This is a genomic window from Muriicola sp. E247, assembly GCF_041358175.1.
Lineage (GTDB): Bacteria > Bacteroidota > Bacteroidia > Flavobacteriales > Flavobacteriaceae > Muriicola.
In genome coordinates, this window is the sequence record NZ_JBGKBE010000009.1 from 101,393 (window position 1) to 117,383 (window position 15,991).

Annotated in this window: 15 protein-coding genes; 13 read left to right on the plus strand and 2 right to left on the minus strand. The window is 42.4% G+C overall.

Going from position 1 to position 15,991, the window contains the following annotated elements:
• Positions 1-29 precede the first annotated feature (29 nt).
• From groL to rodA, 8 genes are all read left to right on the plus strand, one after another.
• Positions 30-1,661, plus strand: a complete 1,632-nt coding sequence (gene groL, locus ACA086_RS12650; protein WP_371003700.1) for a chaperonin GroEL — start codon at positions 30-32, stop codon at positions 1,659-1,661.
• A 112-nt stretch (positions 1,662-1,773) separates the two neighbouring features.
• Entirely contained in the window at positions 1,774-2,226 is a 453-nt protein-coding gene (locus tag ACA086_RS12655) for a GAF domain-containing protein (protein WP_371003701.1), read from the plus strand.
• Between the two features lie 92 nt (positions 2,227-2,318).
• On the plus strand, positions 2,319-3,851 hold the full coding sequence (gene purH / locus ACA086_RS12660; RefSeq protein ID WP_371003702.1) for a bifunctional phosphoribosylaminoimidazolecarboxamide formyltransferase/IMP cyclohydrolase: 1,533 nt from the start codon (positions 2,319-2,321) through the stop codon (positions 3,849-3,851).
• Between the two features lie 59 nt (positions 3,852-3,910).
• Positions 3,911-4,939: a rod shape-determining protein gene (locus ACA086_RS12665; RefSeq protein WP_129605807.1), complete on the plus strand. Its 1,029-nt coding sequence runs from the start codon at positions 3,911-3,913 to the stop codon at positions 4,937-4,939.
• 77 nt (positions 4,940-5,016) lie between these two features.
• Positions 5,017-5,835 carry a rod shape-determining protein MreC gene (gene mreC, locus ACA086_RS12670; protein WP_371003704.1) on the plus strand — a complete coding sequence of 273 codons (819 nt, stop codon included), beginning with the start codon at positions 5,017-5,019 and terminating at the stop codon, positions 5,833-5,835.
• Positions 5,825-6,334 carry a rod shape-determining protein MreD gene (locus ACA086_RS12675; RefSeq protein WP_371003705.1) on the plus strand — a complete coding sequence of 170 codons (510 nt, stop codon included), beginning with the start codon at positions 5,825-5,827 and terminating at the stop codon, positions 6,332-6,334. Before mreC ends, ACA086_RS12675 begins: the two co-directional genes overlap by 11 nt.
• Entirely contained in the window at positions 6,331-8,199 is a 1,869-nt protein-coding gene (mrdA, locus tag ACA086_RS12680; RefSeq protein WP_371003706.1) for a penicillin-binding protein 2, read from the plus strand. The genes ACA086_RS12675 and mrdA overlap by 4 nt, the downstream gene beginning before the upstream one ends.
• A complete protein-coding gene (rodA, locus tag ACA086_RS12685) occupies positions 8,189-9,472 on the plus strand; it encodes a rod shape-determining protein RodA (protein WP_371003708.1) in 1,284 nt (427 codons plus the stop codon). Before mrdA ends, rodA begins: the two co-directional genes overlap by 11 nt.
• Here the strand turns inward: rodA and ACA086_RS12690 are convergent.
• Positions 9,469-10,275 carry a DNA/RNA non-specific endonuclease gene (locus ACA086_RS12690; RefSeq protein WP_371003710.1) on the minus strand — a complete coding sequence of 269 codons (807 nt, stop codon included), beginning with the start codon at positions 10,273-10,275 and terminating at the stop codon, positions 9,469-9,471. The two genes, rodA and ACA086_RS12690, sit on opposite strands and share 4 nt — an antisense overlap.
• A gap of 142 nt (positions 10,276-10,417) precedes the next feature.
• Here ACA086_RS12690 and msrB point away from each other — a divergent pair, with 142 nt between their 5' ends.
• On the plus strand, positions 10,418-10,879 hold the full coding sequence (gene msrB / locus ACA086_RS12695) for a peptide-methionine (R)-S-oxide reductase MsrB (protein ID WP_371003711.1): 462 nt from the start codon (positions 10,418-10,420) through the stop codon (positions 10,877-10,879).
• Positions 10,866-11,417: a peptide-methionine (S)-S-oxide reductase MsrA gene (gene msrA, locus ACA086_RS12700; RefSeq protein WP_371003712.1), complete on the plus strand. Its 552-nt coding sequence runs from the start codon at positions 10,866-10,868 to the stop codon at positions 11,415-11,417. Before msrB ends, msrA begins: the two co-directional genes overlap by 14 nt.
• A 67-nt stretch (positions 11,418-11,484) precedes the next feature.
• Here msrA and ACA086_RS12705 read toward each other — a convergent pair whose 3' ends face one another.
• On the minus strand, positions 11,485-13,614 hold the full coding sequence (locus ACA086_RS12705) for a carboxy terminal-processing peptidase (RefSeq protein ID WP_371003713.1): 2,130 nt from the start codon (positions 13,612-13,614) through the stop codon (positions 11,485-11,487).
• A gap of 190 nt (positions 13,615-13,804) precedes the next feature.
• On the opposite strand from ACA086_RS12705, the gene surE reads away from it, so the two are divergent.
• The 3 genes from surE to lpxB are packed head-to-tail and all read left to right on the plus strand — an operon-like array spanning position 13,805 to position 15,984.
• The gene (surE, locus tag ACA086_RS12710) at positions 13,805-14,587 is read left to right on the plus strand and encodes a 5'/3'-nucleotidase SurE (protein ID WP_371003714.1); all 783 of its coding nucleotides are present in this window, start codon (positions 13,805-13,807) and stop codon (positions 14,585-14,587) included.
• Complete coding sequence (locus ACA086_RS12715) at positions 14,577-14,861, plus strand: hypothetical protein (RefSeq protein ID WP_371003715.1); 285 nt, start codon at positions 14,577-14,579, stop codon at positions 14,859-14,861. The genes surE and ACA086_RS12715 overlap by 11 nt, the downstream gene beginning before the upstream one ends.
• A gap of 1 nt (position 14,862) precedes the next feature.
• Entirely contained in the window at positions 14,863-15,984 is a 1,122-nt protein-coding gene (lpxB, locus tag ACA086_RS12720; RefSeq protein ID WP_371003716.1) for a lipid-A-disaccharide synthase, read from the plus strand.
• Positions 15,985-15,991: the final 7 nt, after the last annotated feature.

Consider the following 15,991-nt stretch of genomic DNA (forward strand, 5'->3'; position numbering starts at 1 on the left):
AGAAATAAAACAAAAAACAATTTAGAATTATGGCAAAAGATATAAAGTTTGATATAGAAGCAAGAGATGGCTTAAAGCGAGGAGTGGATGCCCTTGCCAATGCTGTTAAGGTAACTCTGGGACCTAAGGGAAGGAATGTTATCGTTAGCAAATCCTTCGGAGCTCCTGCAGTGACTAAGGATGGTGTAACAGTGGCCAAGGAAATTGAATTGGCAGATGCTCTTGAAAATATGGGTGCCCAGATGGTAAAGGAAGTGGCCTCAAAAACAAATGACCTGGCCGGGGACGGTACTACTACAGCTACTGTTTTAGCCCAGTCTATCGTAAAAGAAGGCTTAAAAAACGTGGCAGCGGGAGCTAATCCTATGGACCTTAAAAGAGGGATTGACAAGGCTGTGGAAGCAATTGTCGCCCATCTTACTAAACAAGCCAAGAAAGTCGGAGACTCTTCGGAAAAAATCAAGCAGGTAGCTGCTATCTCAGCTAATAATGACGAGACCATTGGAGACCTTATCGCCCAGGCTTTTAACAAAGTAGGGAAAGAAGGGGTCATTACTGTAGAAGAGGCTAAGGGAACAGATACCTATGTTGATGTGGTTGAAGGAATGCAGTTCGACAGGGGATATCTTTCACCCTATTTTGTAACTGATTCTGAAAAGATGATCGCAGATCTGGATACGCCCTATATCCTGCTATATGACAAGAAAATTTCAACTATGAAGGATCTTCTCCCTGTGCTCGAACCAGTAGCACAATCCGGAAAGCCTTTATTGATCATTGCTGAAGATGTGGATGGGGAAGCCCTGGCCACATTAGTAGTTAATAAATTGCGAGGATCCCTGAAGATTGCAGCGGTAAAAGCGCCTGGATTCGGAGATCGCAGAAAAGCCATGCTGGAAGATATTGCAATCCTGACTAATGGAACCGTAATTTCGGAAGAAAGAGGCTTCTCACTGGAGAATACAACCATGGACATGCTGGGAAGTTGCGAGAAAGTTACCATCGATAAGGACAACACTACAATCGTAAACGGATCAGGAAATGCCAAGGACATCAAGACCCGGGTAAATCAGATCAAATCTCAGATTGAGACGACCACTTCAGACTACGACAAAGAAAAGTTGCAGGAGCGTTTGGCTAAGCTGGCTGGCGGTGTAGCTGTTTTATATGTAGGCGCTGCCTCAGAGGTAGAAATGAAGGAAAAGAAAGACCGTGTTGACGACGCCCTACATGCTACCAGAGCAGCTGTGGAAGAAGGAATTGTAGCTGGTGGGGGTGTAGCCTTTATCAGATCAAAATCGGCCCTGGCTAAAGTGAGTGTTGAAAATCCCGATGAAGAAACCGGATTACAGATAGTGGCAAGAGCCATTGAATCTCCGCTGAGGACAATTGTTGAAAATGCCGGAGGTGAAGGATCTGTTGTTGTAGCGAAGGTTTACGACGGAAAAGGTGACTTTGGATACGATGCTAAAACGGAAACATATGTGGATATGATGAAGGCGGGAATTATCGATCCTAAGAAAGTTACACGGATCGCCCTTGAAAATGCAGCTTCAGTTGCGGGGATGATCCTCACAACAGAGTGTGCTTTAACTGATATCAAGGAAGACAATCCCCCTGCCCCACCGATGGGCGGAGGTGGAATGCCCGGAATGATGTAATATCATTACCAAAATATATATTTCTAAAAACACCACCTTTAATAGAGGTGGTGTTTTCTTTTAAGGACAAAGCTCTTTTCATTTCACTAATTCCTATTTTTACAAAAAAAAGATGTTCGAGCAACTTCAGGCAAAGATTCCGTCCATTTTAAAGGCTGAGAATCAGACGACAGAGGAAAAACTCCAGACCCTGTGCGAATACCTCAAGGAAAATATCCCTTACTACGATTGGGTTGGATTTTATTTTAGAAACGGGGAGAAAGAAGAATTAAAATTAGGTCCGTATGCCGGCGCCCCGACAGATCATACCATTATTCCATTCGGAAAAGGGATTTGCGGGCAGGTAGCCCTTACTAATGCCAACTTTGTGGTTCCTGATGTGGCGGCACAGGATAATTATATCGCCTGCAGTATTTCTGTAAAATCTGAAATTGTAGTTCCCTTGTTTGTAAATGGAAAGAATATTGGTCAGATCGATATCGATTCAGAAACGCCTGATCCTTTCTCAGCGGCCGATGAGAGATTTCTGGAATTCGTGAACCGGGAAGTAGCTAAAATTCTTTAAAACTTTCCCCCTTTTGTTAATAAGACTGCTCGTGGAATAGGACCTAAAAACCTACCTTTGATTTTCTCACAACATGACAAAAATCTCATCACATGGGCACAGCAAAAAAAGCTAAATCTGCGCTGATTTCCGTCTACCACAAAGACGGCCTGGAACCAATCGTAAAGAAATTATCTGAACTGGGAATTACCATATATTCCACAGGAGGAACAGAATCTTTCATCCGCTCTCTGGGTGTTGATGTAATTCCGGTTGAGGATGTAACCAGTTATCCCTCTATCCTGGGAGGAAGGGTAAAAACATTGCATCCCAAAGTATTCGGAGGCATACTAAACCGACAGGACCACGAAGGAGACGTAGCCCAATTACAGGAATTTGATATCCCCCAGCTCGACATAGTCATCGTTGACCTGTATCCTTTTGAAAAAACGGTAGCTTCAGGGGCCAGTGAGCAGGAAATTATTGAAAAAATAGATATAGGAGGAATCTCACTCATTAGGGCAGCGGCCAAAAATTACAAAGATGTGCTTTGCGTATCTTCTATGGAGGATTACGGTACTTTTCTGGAAGTATTAAGTTCGGGAGAAGGAGTTAGTTCCCTGGAGGAACGAAAGTCTTTTGCAGCAAAAGCTTTTAATATTTCTTCCCATTACGATACGGCCATTTTTAACTACTTCAATCAATCTCACGAAATTGCGGCACTGAAGATCAGTGAATTAAATGGAAGGATTTTGCGCTATGGGGAAAATCCACATCAGAAGGGATTTTTCTTTGGAGATTTCGATTCCATGTTTACTAAGTTACACGGAAAGGAACTCTCTTATAATAACCTGCTGGATGTTGATGCTGCGGTTAATCTCATGGCTGAATTCCAGGATGACGACCCAACTTTTGCCATTCTGAAACACAATAACGCCTGCGGACTTGCCACCAGGGAAATTCTCCATCAGGCATACACAGATGCTCTGGCTGGAGACCCCGTATCTGCCTTTGGAGGTATTCTGATCAGTAACAGGGAAATTGACCTCCCTACTGCAGAGGAAATCCACAAACTGTTCTGTGAAGTTGTGATTGCCCCATCTTATCATAAAGATGCCCTTGAAGTTCTAAAAGGCAAGAAAAACAGGATTATTCTAGTACAGAAAGAAGTGCCTCTCCCCAAAACAATTGTAAGAACCTGTCTTAACGGAGTACTTGTACAGGATAAGGATCATCTTACGGATACGCGTGAAAACCTATCCTATGTAACCAGGAAAAAACCATCGGATAGGGAATTACAGGATCTTATTTTCGCTTCCAAACTCTGCAAGCATACCAAATCAAATACCATTGTCCTGGCAAGGAACAGGCAATTATGTGCAAGCGGAACCGGTCAGACCTCAAGGGTTGACGCCCTTAATCAGGCCATACATAAGGCCACGTCTTTTAAGTTCGACCTCAACGGAGCCGTGATGGCCAGCGATGCATTCTTCCCGTTTCCTGATTGCGTGGAGATCGCTGATAAGAGTGGTATCACCAGTGTGATCCAACCTGGGGGGTCCATAAAAGACCAGTTGAGCATTGATTATTGCGATCAAAATGAAATTGCTATGGTAATGACTGGCACACGTCATTTTAAACATTAATTTTACTACTTTTGTCGATGAAATTCACCCGTTTACCCGAACCAAACTAAACAATCATAATGGGATTTTTTGACTTTTTAACTGAGGAGATTGCAATCGACCTTGGTACCGCCAATACCCTCATCATCCACGCCGACAAAGTTGTTGTAGACAGCCCGTCTATTGTAGCCAGAGATCGGATTACCGGGAAGATCATCGCCGTGGGACGGGAAGCCAACCAGATGCAGGGTAAAACCCATGAAAATATTAAAACTATCAGGCCCCTTAAAGATGGGGTAATTGCAGATTTTGATGCATCTGAAAAGATGATCAATATGTTTATTAAAAATATCCCTGCACTAAAGAAAAAATGGTTTCCACCTGCTCTGAGAATGGTGATTTGTATCCCTTCCGGGATTACTGAGGTAGAGATGAGGGCGGTTAAGGAATCGGCTGAAAGGGTAAATGGGAAAGAGGTTTATCTTATTCATGAACCCATGGCTGCGGCTATAGGTATCGGACTTGACATAATGCAACCCAAAGGAAATATGATCGTTGATATCGGGGGTGGAACCACCGAGATTGCTGTTATTGCTTTAGGGGGAATCGTTTGTGACAAATCAGTAAAGATTGCGGGGGATGTTTTTACAAACGACATCATCTATTATATGCGAACTCAGCACAACCTCTATGTAGGTGAGACGACGGCAGAAAACATCAAGATAAAAATAGGTTCTGCCACAGAAGACCTACAATCACCTCCTGATGAGATGTCTGTTCAGGGGCGTGATTTGCTTACAGGAAAACCTAAACAAGTATCCATTTCATACAGAGAGATTGCCAAAGCCCTTGACAAGTCGATCCTCCGTGTAGAAGATGCCGTAATGGAAACCTTGTCCCAGACACCTCCGGAACTAGCGGCAGATATATACAATACAGGTATCTACCTGGCTGGTGGAGGCTCTATGCTCAGAGGGTTAGACAGAAGGCTTTCCCAAAAAACAGATTTACCGGTATACATTGCCGAAGATCCGCTCAGAGCCGTAGTGCGCGGCACAGGTATAGCTCTGAAAAATTTAGAACGCTACAAGAGTATTCTCATCAAATAGTGCCCGGACAGATACCTTTTAAGTTTATGTAGGTCAGGTATAAAGAAGGAGATGAGACCACCCAATAGGTAAAGTGAATGCAGCAGATTATAAATTTCATCCTTCGCAACAAGACTACCTTGCTGTACCTCTTTTTACTCACTCTTGGAATTTCCATGAGTGTTCAATCTCACTCCTATCACCGCGCGCGTTTTTTTAATTCTGCCAATTGGTTAAGCGGAAGCTTATACGGTGTACAATCTGATATCTCTTCCTATTTCAACCTGCGGGAGGAGAATGAAAAACTGGTTGAAGAAAATACACGTTTGCGCAATCTGTTGTTCAATCTCGAAATAGATAGTCTGGAAGGTGTGGTAAAAGACTCATTCCCCTTTGAAGTAATTCCTGCAAAAATTATCAAGAATAGCTATGCCCTTAGAAATAATTACATCACCATCAATAAAGGCGCGGTTAATGGTATTGAACAGGACATGGGCGTCATTACTTCAAAAGGGATTCTGGGAATCGTGGAACACACTTCTAACGGCTTCGCCGCCGTTCAGAGTTTGCTCAATACCAAATCGAACATAAATGCTAAAATTAAAAACACCAATAATTTTGGCTCCCTCAAATGGAATACCGATCGCTTTGATGTGGTGCAACTCGAGGATATTCCGAGGATTGTCGAGCTGTATATAGGTGATACCATAGTCACTGGTGCTATGTCGAGTATTTTTCCTGAAAATATCCCCATCGGAACCATAAAGAAGTTCGATTTGTTGGCATCAGAAAACTTTTACACCATTGATGTTGCCCTCTTTAACGATATGACTAATATTAAAAATGTCTATATCATTAAAAACAGGGATAGTGATGAGATTCAAATTCTGGAAGAAAAAATAGAGAATGACCAATAACCTGTATTTGAAGAACGGCCTGCGTTTTGTGCTTCTCATCTTAGCACAGGTTCTGGTATTTAATCGGCTGAACTTCCTTGGGTTTATCAATCCTATGATCTACCTCCTGTTCCTTTACTGGTATCCAATAAAGCAGCGCAGGAGTATTTTTATAATTATAAGTTTTATCCTGGGATTCATCATAGATATTTTTTCCGACACCCTGGCATTCCATTCTGTCGCCTGCGTAACTATGGCCTATTTTCGTCCTGCAATAATGCGTTTTGTATTTGGAGTGAATTACGAATTCCAGAGTTTCAAACTGAGTAACACCACCAAAGCACAACAAATTGCATTTTTAGCGTTTTTAATAATAGGACATCATGCGATATTCTTTATGCTCGAAATTTTTAGTTTTTCGCATTTGCTATTACTTTTGAAAAAGACAATTTCTACCAGTGCAGGAACACTGATTCTGGGTATTTTGATTATTTCACTTTTTAGTGCCGAAAAAGAATGAAAAAGATTTTGCTTTCTTCCATTATCGTAATCATAGGGATTACATTTATTGGCAGGCTTTCCTATTTGCAGATCTTCCGTTCAACACCTAATCAGATACTGGAAGACTCTGCCATTAAGGCCATATACGATTATCCCGAACGTGGATATATTTATGACCGAAACGGGGAATTGCTAGTGGCCAATCAGCCCGCCTATGATGTAATGGTCATACCCCGTGAAGTAAAGTCCCTTGACACACTTGAATTTTGCTCCTTACTCGGCATCGATAAACCACGCTTTCTGCAACAATTGCGAAAAGCAAGAGTGTATTCACCGCGTCTTCCCTCGGTATTAGTTCCGCAACTATCTAAAGAAGACTATGCCCGCTTACAGGAAAAAATGAGGAAATACGAAGGATTTTATATTCAGAAAAGATCCCTGAGGTATTACGCAACTCATAGTGGCGCTAACGTACTTGGCTATATTTCGGAGGTGAACGAAAGTGATATTAGAAAGAATCCTTATTACAAACAAGGGGAACTTACCGGACGCACAGGAATAGAGAAACAGTACGAAGAAGTGCTTCGTGGGGTTAAAGGTGTAAAATTCATCCAAAAAGACAGATTTAACAGGGTGATCGGTCCTTATAAAGAAGGAACCCTCGATACCCTGCCGGAACAAGGGAAGGAGATACTTGTTACCCTCGACAAAGAATTACAGGAATACGGAGAACGATTAATGAATGGCAAAAGAGGGGGTATCGTTGCGATTGAGCCGGGTTCAGGAGAGATCCTGGCCCTTATTTCAGGACCCACTTATGATCCGGCATTGCTCGTTGGAAGGGAGCGATCAAAGAATTACAGTAAACTGCATTACGATACAATTTCCAAACCGACATGGGACAGAGCTCTTCTGGCTCAGCCATCCCCGGGATCTCCGTTTAAAACATTAAACGCCCTGATTGCCCTCCAGGAAGACGTCATTAGGCCAGAAACTACTATCCGCTGCTATAATGGCTTTTATGTAGGCAATAAAAAAAGAGGTTGTCATTGCGGAGGCGGGCTGCGAAATATGAATTCTGGGATCCATAAATCCTGCAACGCTTATTTTGCCGGAACTTTTCGCAAGCTTTACGACAAATATCCTACTACTGACGAGGGAATGGATGTCTGGGAAAAGCATATTAAAAGTTTTGGTCTTGGCGACTACCTCGGATATGATCTCCCAACAGGAAGGAAAGGCCGTATTCCTGACAAATCATATTACGACAGAGTTTATGGCGACAACCGATGGGCTTCATCTTTTATTATTTCCAATTCAATTGGACAAGGGGAGGTGTCGGCCACCCCGATTCAGCTGGCAAATATGACTGCAGCTATTGCCAACAGAGGCTATTATTACACTCCCCATATCATCAAAAAGATTGCGGGCGAGCCGGTAAACAATGCCAGGTATACCACACCCAACTATACTACAATTGACAAGAAACATTTTGAGCCGGTAATTCAGGGAATGGCCGATGTGTATACAAAAGGAACGGCCAAATGGTTACAGATCCCCGGGATAGAGATCGCGGGTAAAACAGGTACTGTGGAGAATTTTACAAAAATAGATGGCGTACGTACCCAACTTACAGACCACTCCATTTTTGTCGCTTTTGCCCCGGTAGATAATCCTGAAATAGCCCTGGCGGTTTATATAGAACACGGGTACTACGGTGCGAGATATGCCGGCCATATAGCTTCCCTGCTTATAGAAAAGTATCTCAAAGGGGAAATTACGCGTACCGACCTTGAGAAACGTATGCTGGAAAAAACCCTGGAAGCAGAATATGCTAAACCCTATATTGGGGAGGAGTTCAAGATAAATGAATATGTCTGGTAAAAGCGTCCTAAAAAGGGTAGACTGGTTAACCATTTTCCTTTTCCTGATGCTTGTTTCCATAGGCTGGGTCAATATCTATTCCACAACTTTCTCAGAAAACAGCACTTCCGTATTCGACTTCAGTCAGTTATATGGCAAACAATTATTCTTTATAGGCGTTAGTCTCATTGCTGCATTTATTCTCCTGGTCCTTGAAGCTCAATTTTATGAGCGGTTTTCAAGCCTTATCTACATTATTACCATGGTGATGCTACTAGGTCTATTTCTTTTTGGAAAGACCATAGCCGGCGCTACTTCCTGGTACGATCTGGGCTTTTTCAACCTGCAACCCTCAGAACTTGCAAAATTCGCAACTGCCCTGGCTCTGGCAAAGTATCTCAGTGATATACAAACGGATATCAAACGAGTAAAAGATCAGCTTTTTGCTTTGTTGATCATCCTTGTCCCCGTTGTACTGATCATTCCGCAACCCGACCCCGGTAGTGCTTTGGTATTCCTTGCCCTCGTCTTTGTCCTGTTCAGGGAAGGGCTTCCATTATTCTATCTGGCGATTGCTTTGATGGCGGTGCTAATTTTTATAACCACCCTGATGTTTGGTACCATTTGGGTTAGCATAATTTTGGCCTTGTTAATTGCCATCTTCCTCCTGGTTAAAAAAGCGAGTTTCAAAGTTCCCCTCCTGCCGCTTTTTATGTTCTTTTTTATAGCCGTGGTTTTTTCCCTCTCGGTGAATTTTGTCTTTGAAAATGTATTTGAGCAACGTCACCGGGATCGATTCAGCCTTTGGCTGAGACTGGAGAAAGATCCGGAAAGACTGGAGGAGATCAGAAAGACAATTGGATATAATACCTATCAATCAGAGAAAGCAATCGAATCGGGCGGAAGCCTGGGTAAAGGCTTTTTAGAAGGAACTCGTACCAAAGGAGATTTTGTTCCCGAACAGCATACTGATTATATTTTCAGCACGGTTGGAGAAGAATGGGGCTTTTTAGGAACATCCACGGTGATTGTATTATTTACCATGTTATTACTACGATTGGTATATCTTGCCGAAAGACAGAAAAGTGATTTCAGCAGAATGTACGGCTATGGGGTGATTTCTATCCTGCTCATTCACTATTTTATCAACATAGGTATGGTTACCGGTATCCTTCCCACTATCGGCATACCTCTGCCCTTTTTCAGCTATGGGGGTTCTGCCCTGCTCGGTTTTACAGCCCTGCTGTTTATCTTTCTTAAACTCGATTCGAATCGATTGAATGAATGGCTTTAATAACGCCAATCTGATCCGTTTGCACTACTCTCCAGTCGATTTTCAAGTTCATCGTCCAGTGCCTCAAAAAAATCAATCCCGCTTAGCTGCTCTATATAATCGACAGTTACCCTGAACTCGTTTAAAGGAAGTGTAGATTCTCTGTGGGGTATTAAAAAAGCTATAGCTTCCAGTTGGTCCTCATTTCCCCTGATCACAATTTTGTAAAAAGCTTCAGGTACCGAAACCGATTCATACCCAATATCAGGCAGGTCATCAGTGAGTACACCCCCGGTAACCACCCAGAGTGAATCGTATTGCCTGGCCCAGTTCCTTACCTGTATCTCCAGCCTGTTCCAGATTCCCGCATTAAATTCCCGGTTCATCGGACTGATATTACTGGTGTAAAAAGTCTCGTTGTAGGCCGATTCAGAGAATCTCCGGTCTCCTGCAGGACAAAGATGGCCGCGGTCATATCCCGAGTTCTTATAATTGCGCCAGTCTGCGGAACCCGACTTCACCTTTGGATCTTCAATAAAATAGGGTCTTTCCCGGATATCAGTAGTGAGCTGTGATCGAAATAACCCGTAGGCCACCCACTGCGCCTGCTCATGTTCCTCGCTATAAGCAAGGGCATAGTGGTTGTGTTTTACAATTTGTGCATTTTGAGTTTCCGGATAGACATATGCTGGTATTTCAACTTCAGCCTGCTCTTTGATCTTAAATTCCGGAGACCAGAAATACTGTTCTATGACCCAAAATATGACTATGCATAGGACGAGTAAAACCGTGTAGATAATTTTGTCTTTCTGTGCCTTCCGCATATCGAATAAATTGCGAGGTGTTCTGGTGCGAAAATACATTAATTCTGAAGAGGAAGCGCTACCTTTAAGGTGTAAGGAATCTTGCCTTGGAACGACAAGATATATGATCTATTTTAAGATTTCTAAAAATTAATTAAAGCCTATGCTTAACTGGAAGAATATTATACATTTTGCCGTACACGAAAACCCAATTCCCGATAACAGAGTGGAGAAAACCGAGGCAGAATGGAAAGAAATACTCACCCCTGATCAATTCAGAATCACGCGCCAGAAAGGAACGGAAGCGCCACATTCCGGCGCCTTGTGTAGCATACACGAAGCGGGCAAATACGCCTGTGTTTGCTGTGGTACTCCTCTGTTCGATTCAACTATCAAATTTGAATCGGGAACCGGGTGGCCCAGTTTTACACAACCAATAAAAGAAAATGCGATTAAATATGAAAAAGACAACTCCTATGGGATGGTCAGGGTAGAAGTCATGTGCAATACCTGCGATGCACACTTAGGTCATGTCTTCCCGGATGGTCCGGAACCAAGCGGATTGCGTTATTGCATTAATTCTGAATCGATGGAACTATTAAAAAAAGTAGATGTTAGAGACTAATTCTACGCTTGAAAGGGCCACCTTTGGTGGTGGGTGCTTCTGGTGCACCGAAGCCGTATTTCAGGAGGTAAAAGGCATCCAAAAGGTAATTTCAGGATATAGTGGGGGAAATGCACCTGGCAAACCCACTTACAGGGAGGTGTGTTCGGGACTGACCGGGCACGCAGAGGTAATTCAGCTTACTTTTGATCCCAAAATCATATCTTACCGGGACCTGTTGCTGATCTTTATGACCACCCATGATCCTACCACGCTGAACCGTCAGGGTGCAGATGTAGGGACAATGTATCGTTCTGTGATCTATTACCACAACAAAGAACAGCAGCAGATAGCTAAAGAAGTATTCGAGGCGCTAAAAGATGTTTTTGATGCCCCTATAGTTACTGAGCTTAGTGAGCTCGAAACCTTTTACGAAGCAGAAGACTATCATCAGGATTACTACAAGACCAATCCCCGACAGGGATATTGCAGCTATGTCATTACTCCTAAACTCAACAAGCTGCGAAAATTACATGCTGATAAGTTGAGTGTAAAGTGAAAAAGAAAATTTGATCCATAAAAAAAGGCCCTCATTCAGGGCCTTTTTATTACTGATTTTTATAAGTCTATCCCTTAACGTGGGCTAGTTTTTCATTCTTAATATTACTGGTCTTTAGATCTCTCAGAACATTTACTGCCTCTTCAATATATACATCCTTCGCCAGATTCTTGTGCCATCGCTCCCTTTTCTCCCTAAGCAGTGAATCTTGTGTAAACAATCCCTGTTCGTATTTTACCGATTCAAAGGTAAGTTTGGAATCATATTCAGATAATTTCTTAAAATACTCAGACTTAGCTCTGCTTTCCTCATCTCTCGACTTGTAAAGGTCGTAATTCAATGGAACGGACATTTCGTCCTGCTGTTCTTTTAGCCATTTTGCATTTTCTTCAATAAGCTTGATCTGCGGGTTGGAGGCGATCCTTTTGTTGCTCTTTTCAATCGTTGTTTCAAAGTCGATATACCCATCCCAAACCTTGTAATTGGCAGGCTTTATCTTATCCCAATTCATGGCATTCGCCTGACCTTTCTCACCCAGCACTATATAGCGGTATCTATCCGGAATGACAACATCACTCTTAATTCCTTCACGTTGGTTAGATTCACCATTAACCCGATAAAATTTTTGAATGGTAACTTTAATTGCACCCAGGTCTCCGTATTCATTTACGTGCACAACCTGTTCCAAAGGATACATGGTTTGAACGGTACCTTTTCCAAAGGTCTGTTCACTACCAATGATTATAGCCCTTTTATAGTCCTGCATAGCCCCAGCCAGGATTTCTGATGCAGAGGCAGAGAATTCATTGACAAGAATAACCAGTGGGCCGTCCCATTGTATTCTTTCATCCTTGTCTTCGTACACCATTTTATCGTTATCTGATGCGCGAACCTGAACTACAGGCCCGTCCTTGATGAACAGTCCTGCCATATCGATGGCTGTCCTCAGAGAGCCACCTCCATTATCCCGAAGATCGAGAATAAGACCTTCAATGCCTTCTTCCTTCAGGCGTTCAATTTCCTTAGCCACATCACTTGCGGCATTTCGCGAGGCATAGTCTTTAAAATCCGCGTAAAATCCGGGTAGTTGAATCAAACCAAATTTTTCATCTTTTTTGATGATTTGAGCTGATTTAGCGTATTGTTCCTCTAATTCTACGATATCCCGTGTTACTGTGACTTCCTCAATGGTTCCGTCAACTTTTCTGACGGTAAGATATACCTTGGTTCCTTTAGGACCTTTGATTAGCTTAACAGCATCATCTAAAGGCATGCCCACTATATTCACAGGAGTTTCATTTTCCTGTGCTACTTCAATGATCTCGTCCCCTACTTCAAGTAACTGTCCTCTCCATACAGGTCCCCCTGAAATAATTTCGACAATCTTAGCTCCTTCAGGCTCGGGTTGCAATCTGGCACCAATACCTTCGAATCTTCCAGAAATTTGCCGGTCAAAATAATCTTTGTCTTCTGGAGCGAAATAAGAAGTATGCGGATCGAATTTGTCAACAATAGAATTGATATACTGAGCAAAACGGTCTTTACGCTCGAGATTATCCACAAATTCAAAGAATTCTTCCAGGGTATTTCTGGTCACATCCCTTGATTCTGCTTCTACTTCTGATATTGTTCGTGAGACGTATTTTGGGTCCTCTTCCTTTTTCTGTATCTCGTCCTTAAGTTTTGAATCGAAAGTGTTCAATGTCCAGAATTTGAGCTGTTTTCTCCATCGCTCTTTTAATTCTGACCTGGAACTTGTGAAAGGCCTGTTGTCATAATCAGAATTTATTGACTCCTCCATCGTATAGTCAAATGGCTCGTCAAGAATCTCTTTAATAAGGATCTTTACCTCGTCCATTCGTTTGATATACCTTTCATGAACCAGATTAAAAAAGGAAATGTCTGTGTTCTTTATCTGGTCGTCGATCTGAAATTTGTACTTTTCAAAATCACGGATATCCTCTGCCATAAAATATCTTTTGGTAGGATCAAGGACATCAATAAAATCCTCAAAAACACTAACCGAAAAATCATCGTTAATGTCCTTTGGAGAATAATGTCCTTTTTCCAGGATATAAGTGATGATATCGAGGAGAAGTTTGTCTTTATCGTTGTTTTCGAAGGATTTGTTGGTAAAACTGCAGGAAGCCACCGCAATTAATACCGCTAAAAAGCCTAAAACCAGATTCTTTTTCATGTAAATGTTTTTTATTCGGGTTTTAACGTCATTTTTCATTGCCCATAAAATCCAGGCTTTAAAATATAATCAATGCCCTAAGATATAGAAAAAACCATGCCAATAAATGCCCCCGGCGATAATTTTTTGTTAAAGGCTATCTGCGCTAATCCTCAGTAAAAACGTATTTTTACGCCTTAAAGTATACAGTATGAGCAAACCTTTAATACTGGTGACAAATGACGATGGAATCACAGCCCCTGGTTTGCGTACGCTGGTACGATGTATGCGTCAACTTGGGGAAGTGGTGGTGGTGGCCCCCGATAGCCCGCAATCCGGCATGGGACATGCTATAACTTTAGACAACACCCTGTATTCAAAGCGGGTTGTTTTTGATAATGATAAAGATGCTCCAAAGGAGTATAGCTGTAGCGGAACACCCGCAGATTGTGTAAAACTGGCTCTGCAGGAACTGCTTCACAGAAGACCCGATATTTGTGTTTCCGGCATTAACCACGGATCTAATGCCTCCATAAATGTGATCTATTCGGGTACTATGAGTGCGGCAATAGAAGCCGGGATTGAAGGCATCCCTGCCATAGGGTTTTCGCTATGTGACTACTCCTGGGAAGCCGACTTTTCGCCCGCCGAAGAAGCAGTAAAAAAAATCGTTTCTGAAGCCTTGCAAAATGGAATTCCAAAAGGTGTTGTCCTCAATGTGAATATTCCCAAAGTTGATTCCTCAGGCCTTAGGGGGATTAAAATATGCAGGCAGGCCAGGGCCAACTGGAAAGAAAAGTTTGACAAACGTACGAATCCATCAGGCAAGGATTACTATTGGTTAACCGGTGAATTTCAATTGATGGATAATGGAGAAGATACCGACGAATGGGCACTTTCACAGGGCTTCGTTTCGGTAGTCCCTACCCAATTCGACCTTACCGCCCACTTTGCCATCCAAGACATTAACACATGGAATCTAAATGAATACTAAAAAAGAACTTATTATAGGGTTTATAGTCGGACTCATTGCCAATACATTTGGCACCTTGTTATACATCCTCATATTCTCAGACCTGGGGATAGTGGAAACCTTCAAAGCCGCTGAAGAACAAGGATACCTGGGAAGCTTACTCGCCCTGGGAGCTATTTTAAATCTCGTGGCATTCTTTGCATTTCTAAGGATTCGGAGAGATCAGCGCGCCAAAGGGGTTCTTGTTGCGACCCTGCTCACTGCCTTGGTCATTTTATACTATAAGGTTTTCTGAAATGAAGTACTATATCATAGCAGGGGAAGCTTCCGGGGATCTGCATGGTTCAAACCTGATTAAGGCTTTGAAATCAGAGGATACAGAAGCCGATATTCGTTGCTGGGGTGGAGATTTGATGGAAGATGCAGGAGGTACACTGGTAAAGCACTATAAAGAACTCGGCTTTATGGGCTTTGTTGAAGTGGTATCAAATATCCGCCGGATATTTAAAAATATAGCCTTCTGTAAAGAGGATATCACTCAGTTTAATCCCGACTTGATTATTTTTATTGACTTTTCGGGTTTCAATCTCCGTATTGCTTCCTGGGCCAAAACCGAAGCTTATCGCACTTCGTATTATATCTCGCCACAAGTATGGGCTTCCAGAGAAGGAAGAATTAAAAAAATAAAAGCGAACATAGATCATATGTTTGTCATCCTCCCTTTTGAAAAAGAATTCTATGAGGAAAAGCACAATATTCCCGTCCACTTCGTAGGCCATCCATTACTCGACGCAATTGAAGCCCGGGAGAGAATTGATCCCAAAGCATTTAAAAACAAACACCATCTGGATCCCCAGCGTAAGATAATCGCCTTACTCCCGGGCAGCAGAAAACAGGAAGTAGAAAAGATGCTGTCTGTTATGCTGTCTGTTATCCCTTCATTTCCCGATTATCAATTTGTGATTGCAGCTGCACCTAGTCTCGATAAGGAGTTTTACACCCGATTTTTAAAGGCTAAACAGGTACACATGATATCCGGTGAAACCTATTCACTTCTCAGTACTTCCCATGCTGCCCTGGTCACCAGCGGTACGGCAACCCTTGAAACAGCCCTTTTTAAGGTCCCTCAGGTTGTTTGTTATAAAGGTAGTTGGATTTCCTATCAGATCGCAAAACGCATCATTACCTTAAAATATATCTCCCTGGTAAATCTGATCATGGACAAAGAAGTGGTGAAAGAACTGATTCAAAATCAACTCACCACTAAAGCCCTGACCAGGGAGCTAAAAGAGATCATCGATGGAGCCAAACGCGATGAGATTCTGTCGGAATACTCACAGCTTGAAAAAAAACTGGGTGGTCCGGGAGCCAGTAAAAAAGCGGCTCGAAAAATCGTTAGTCTTCTCCGCCAGGAATAAAATATTC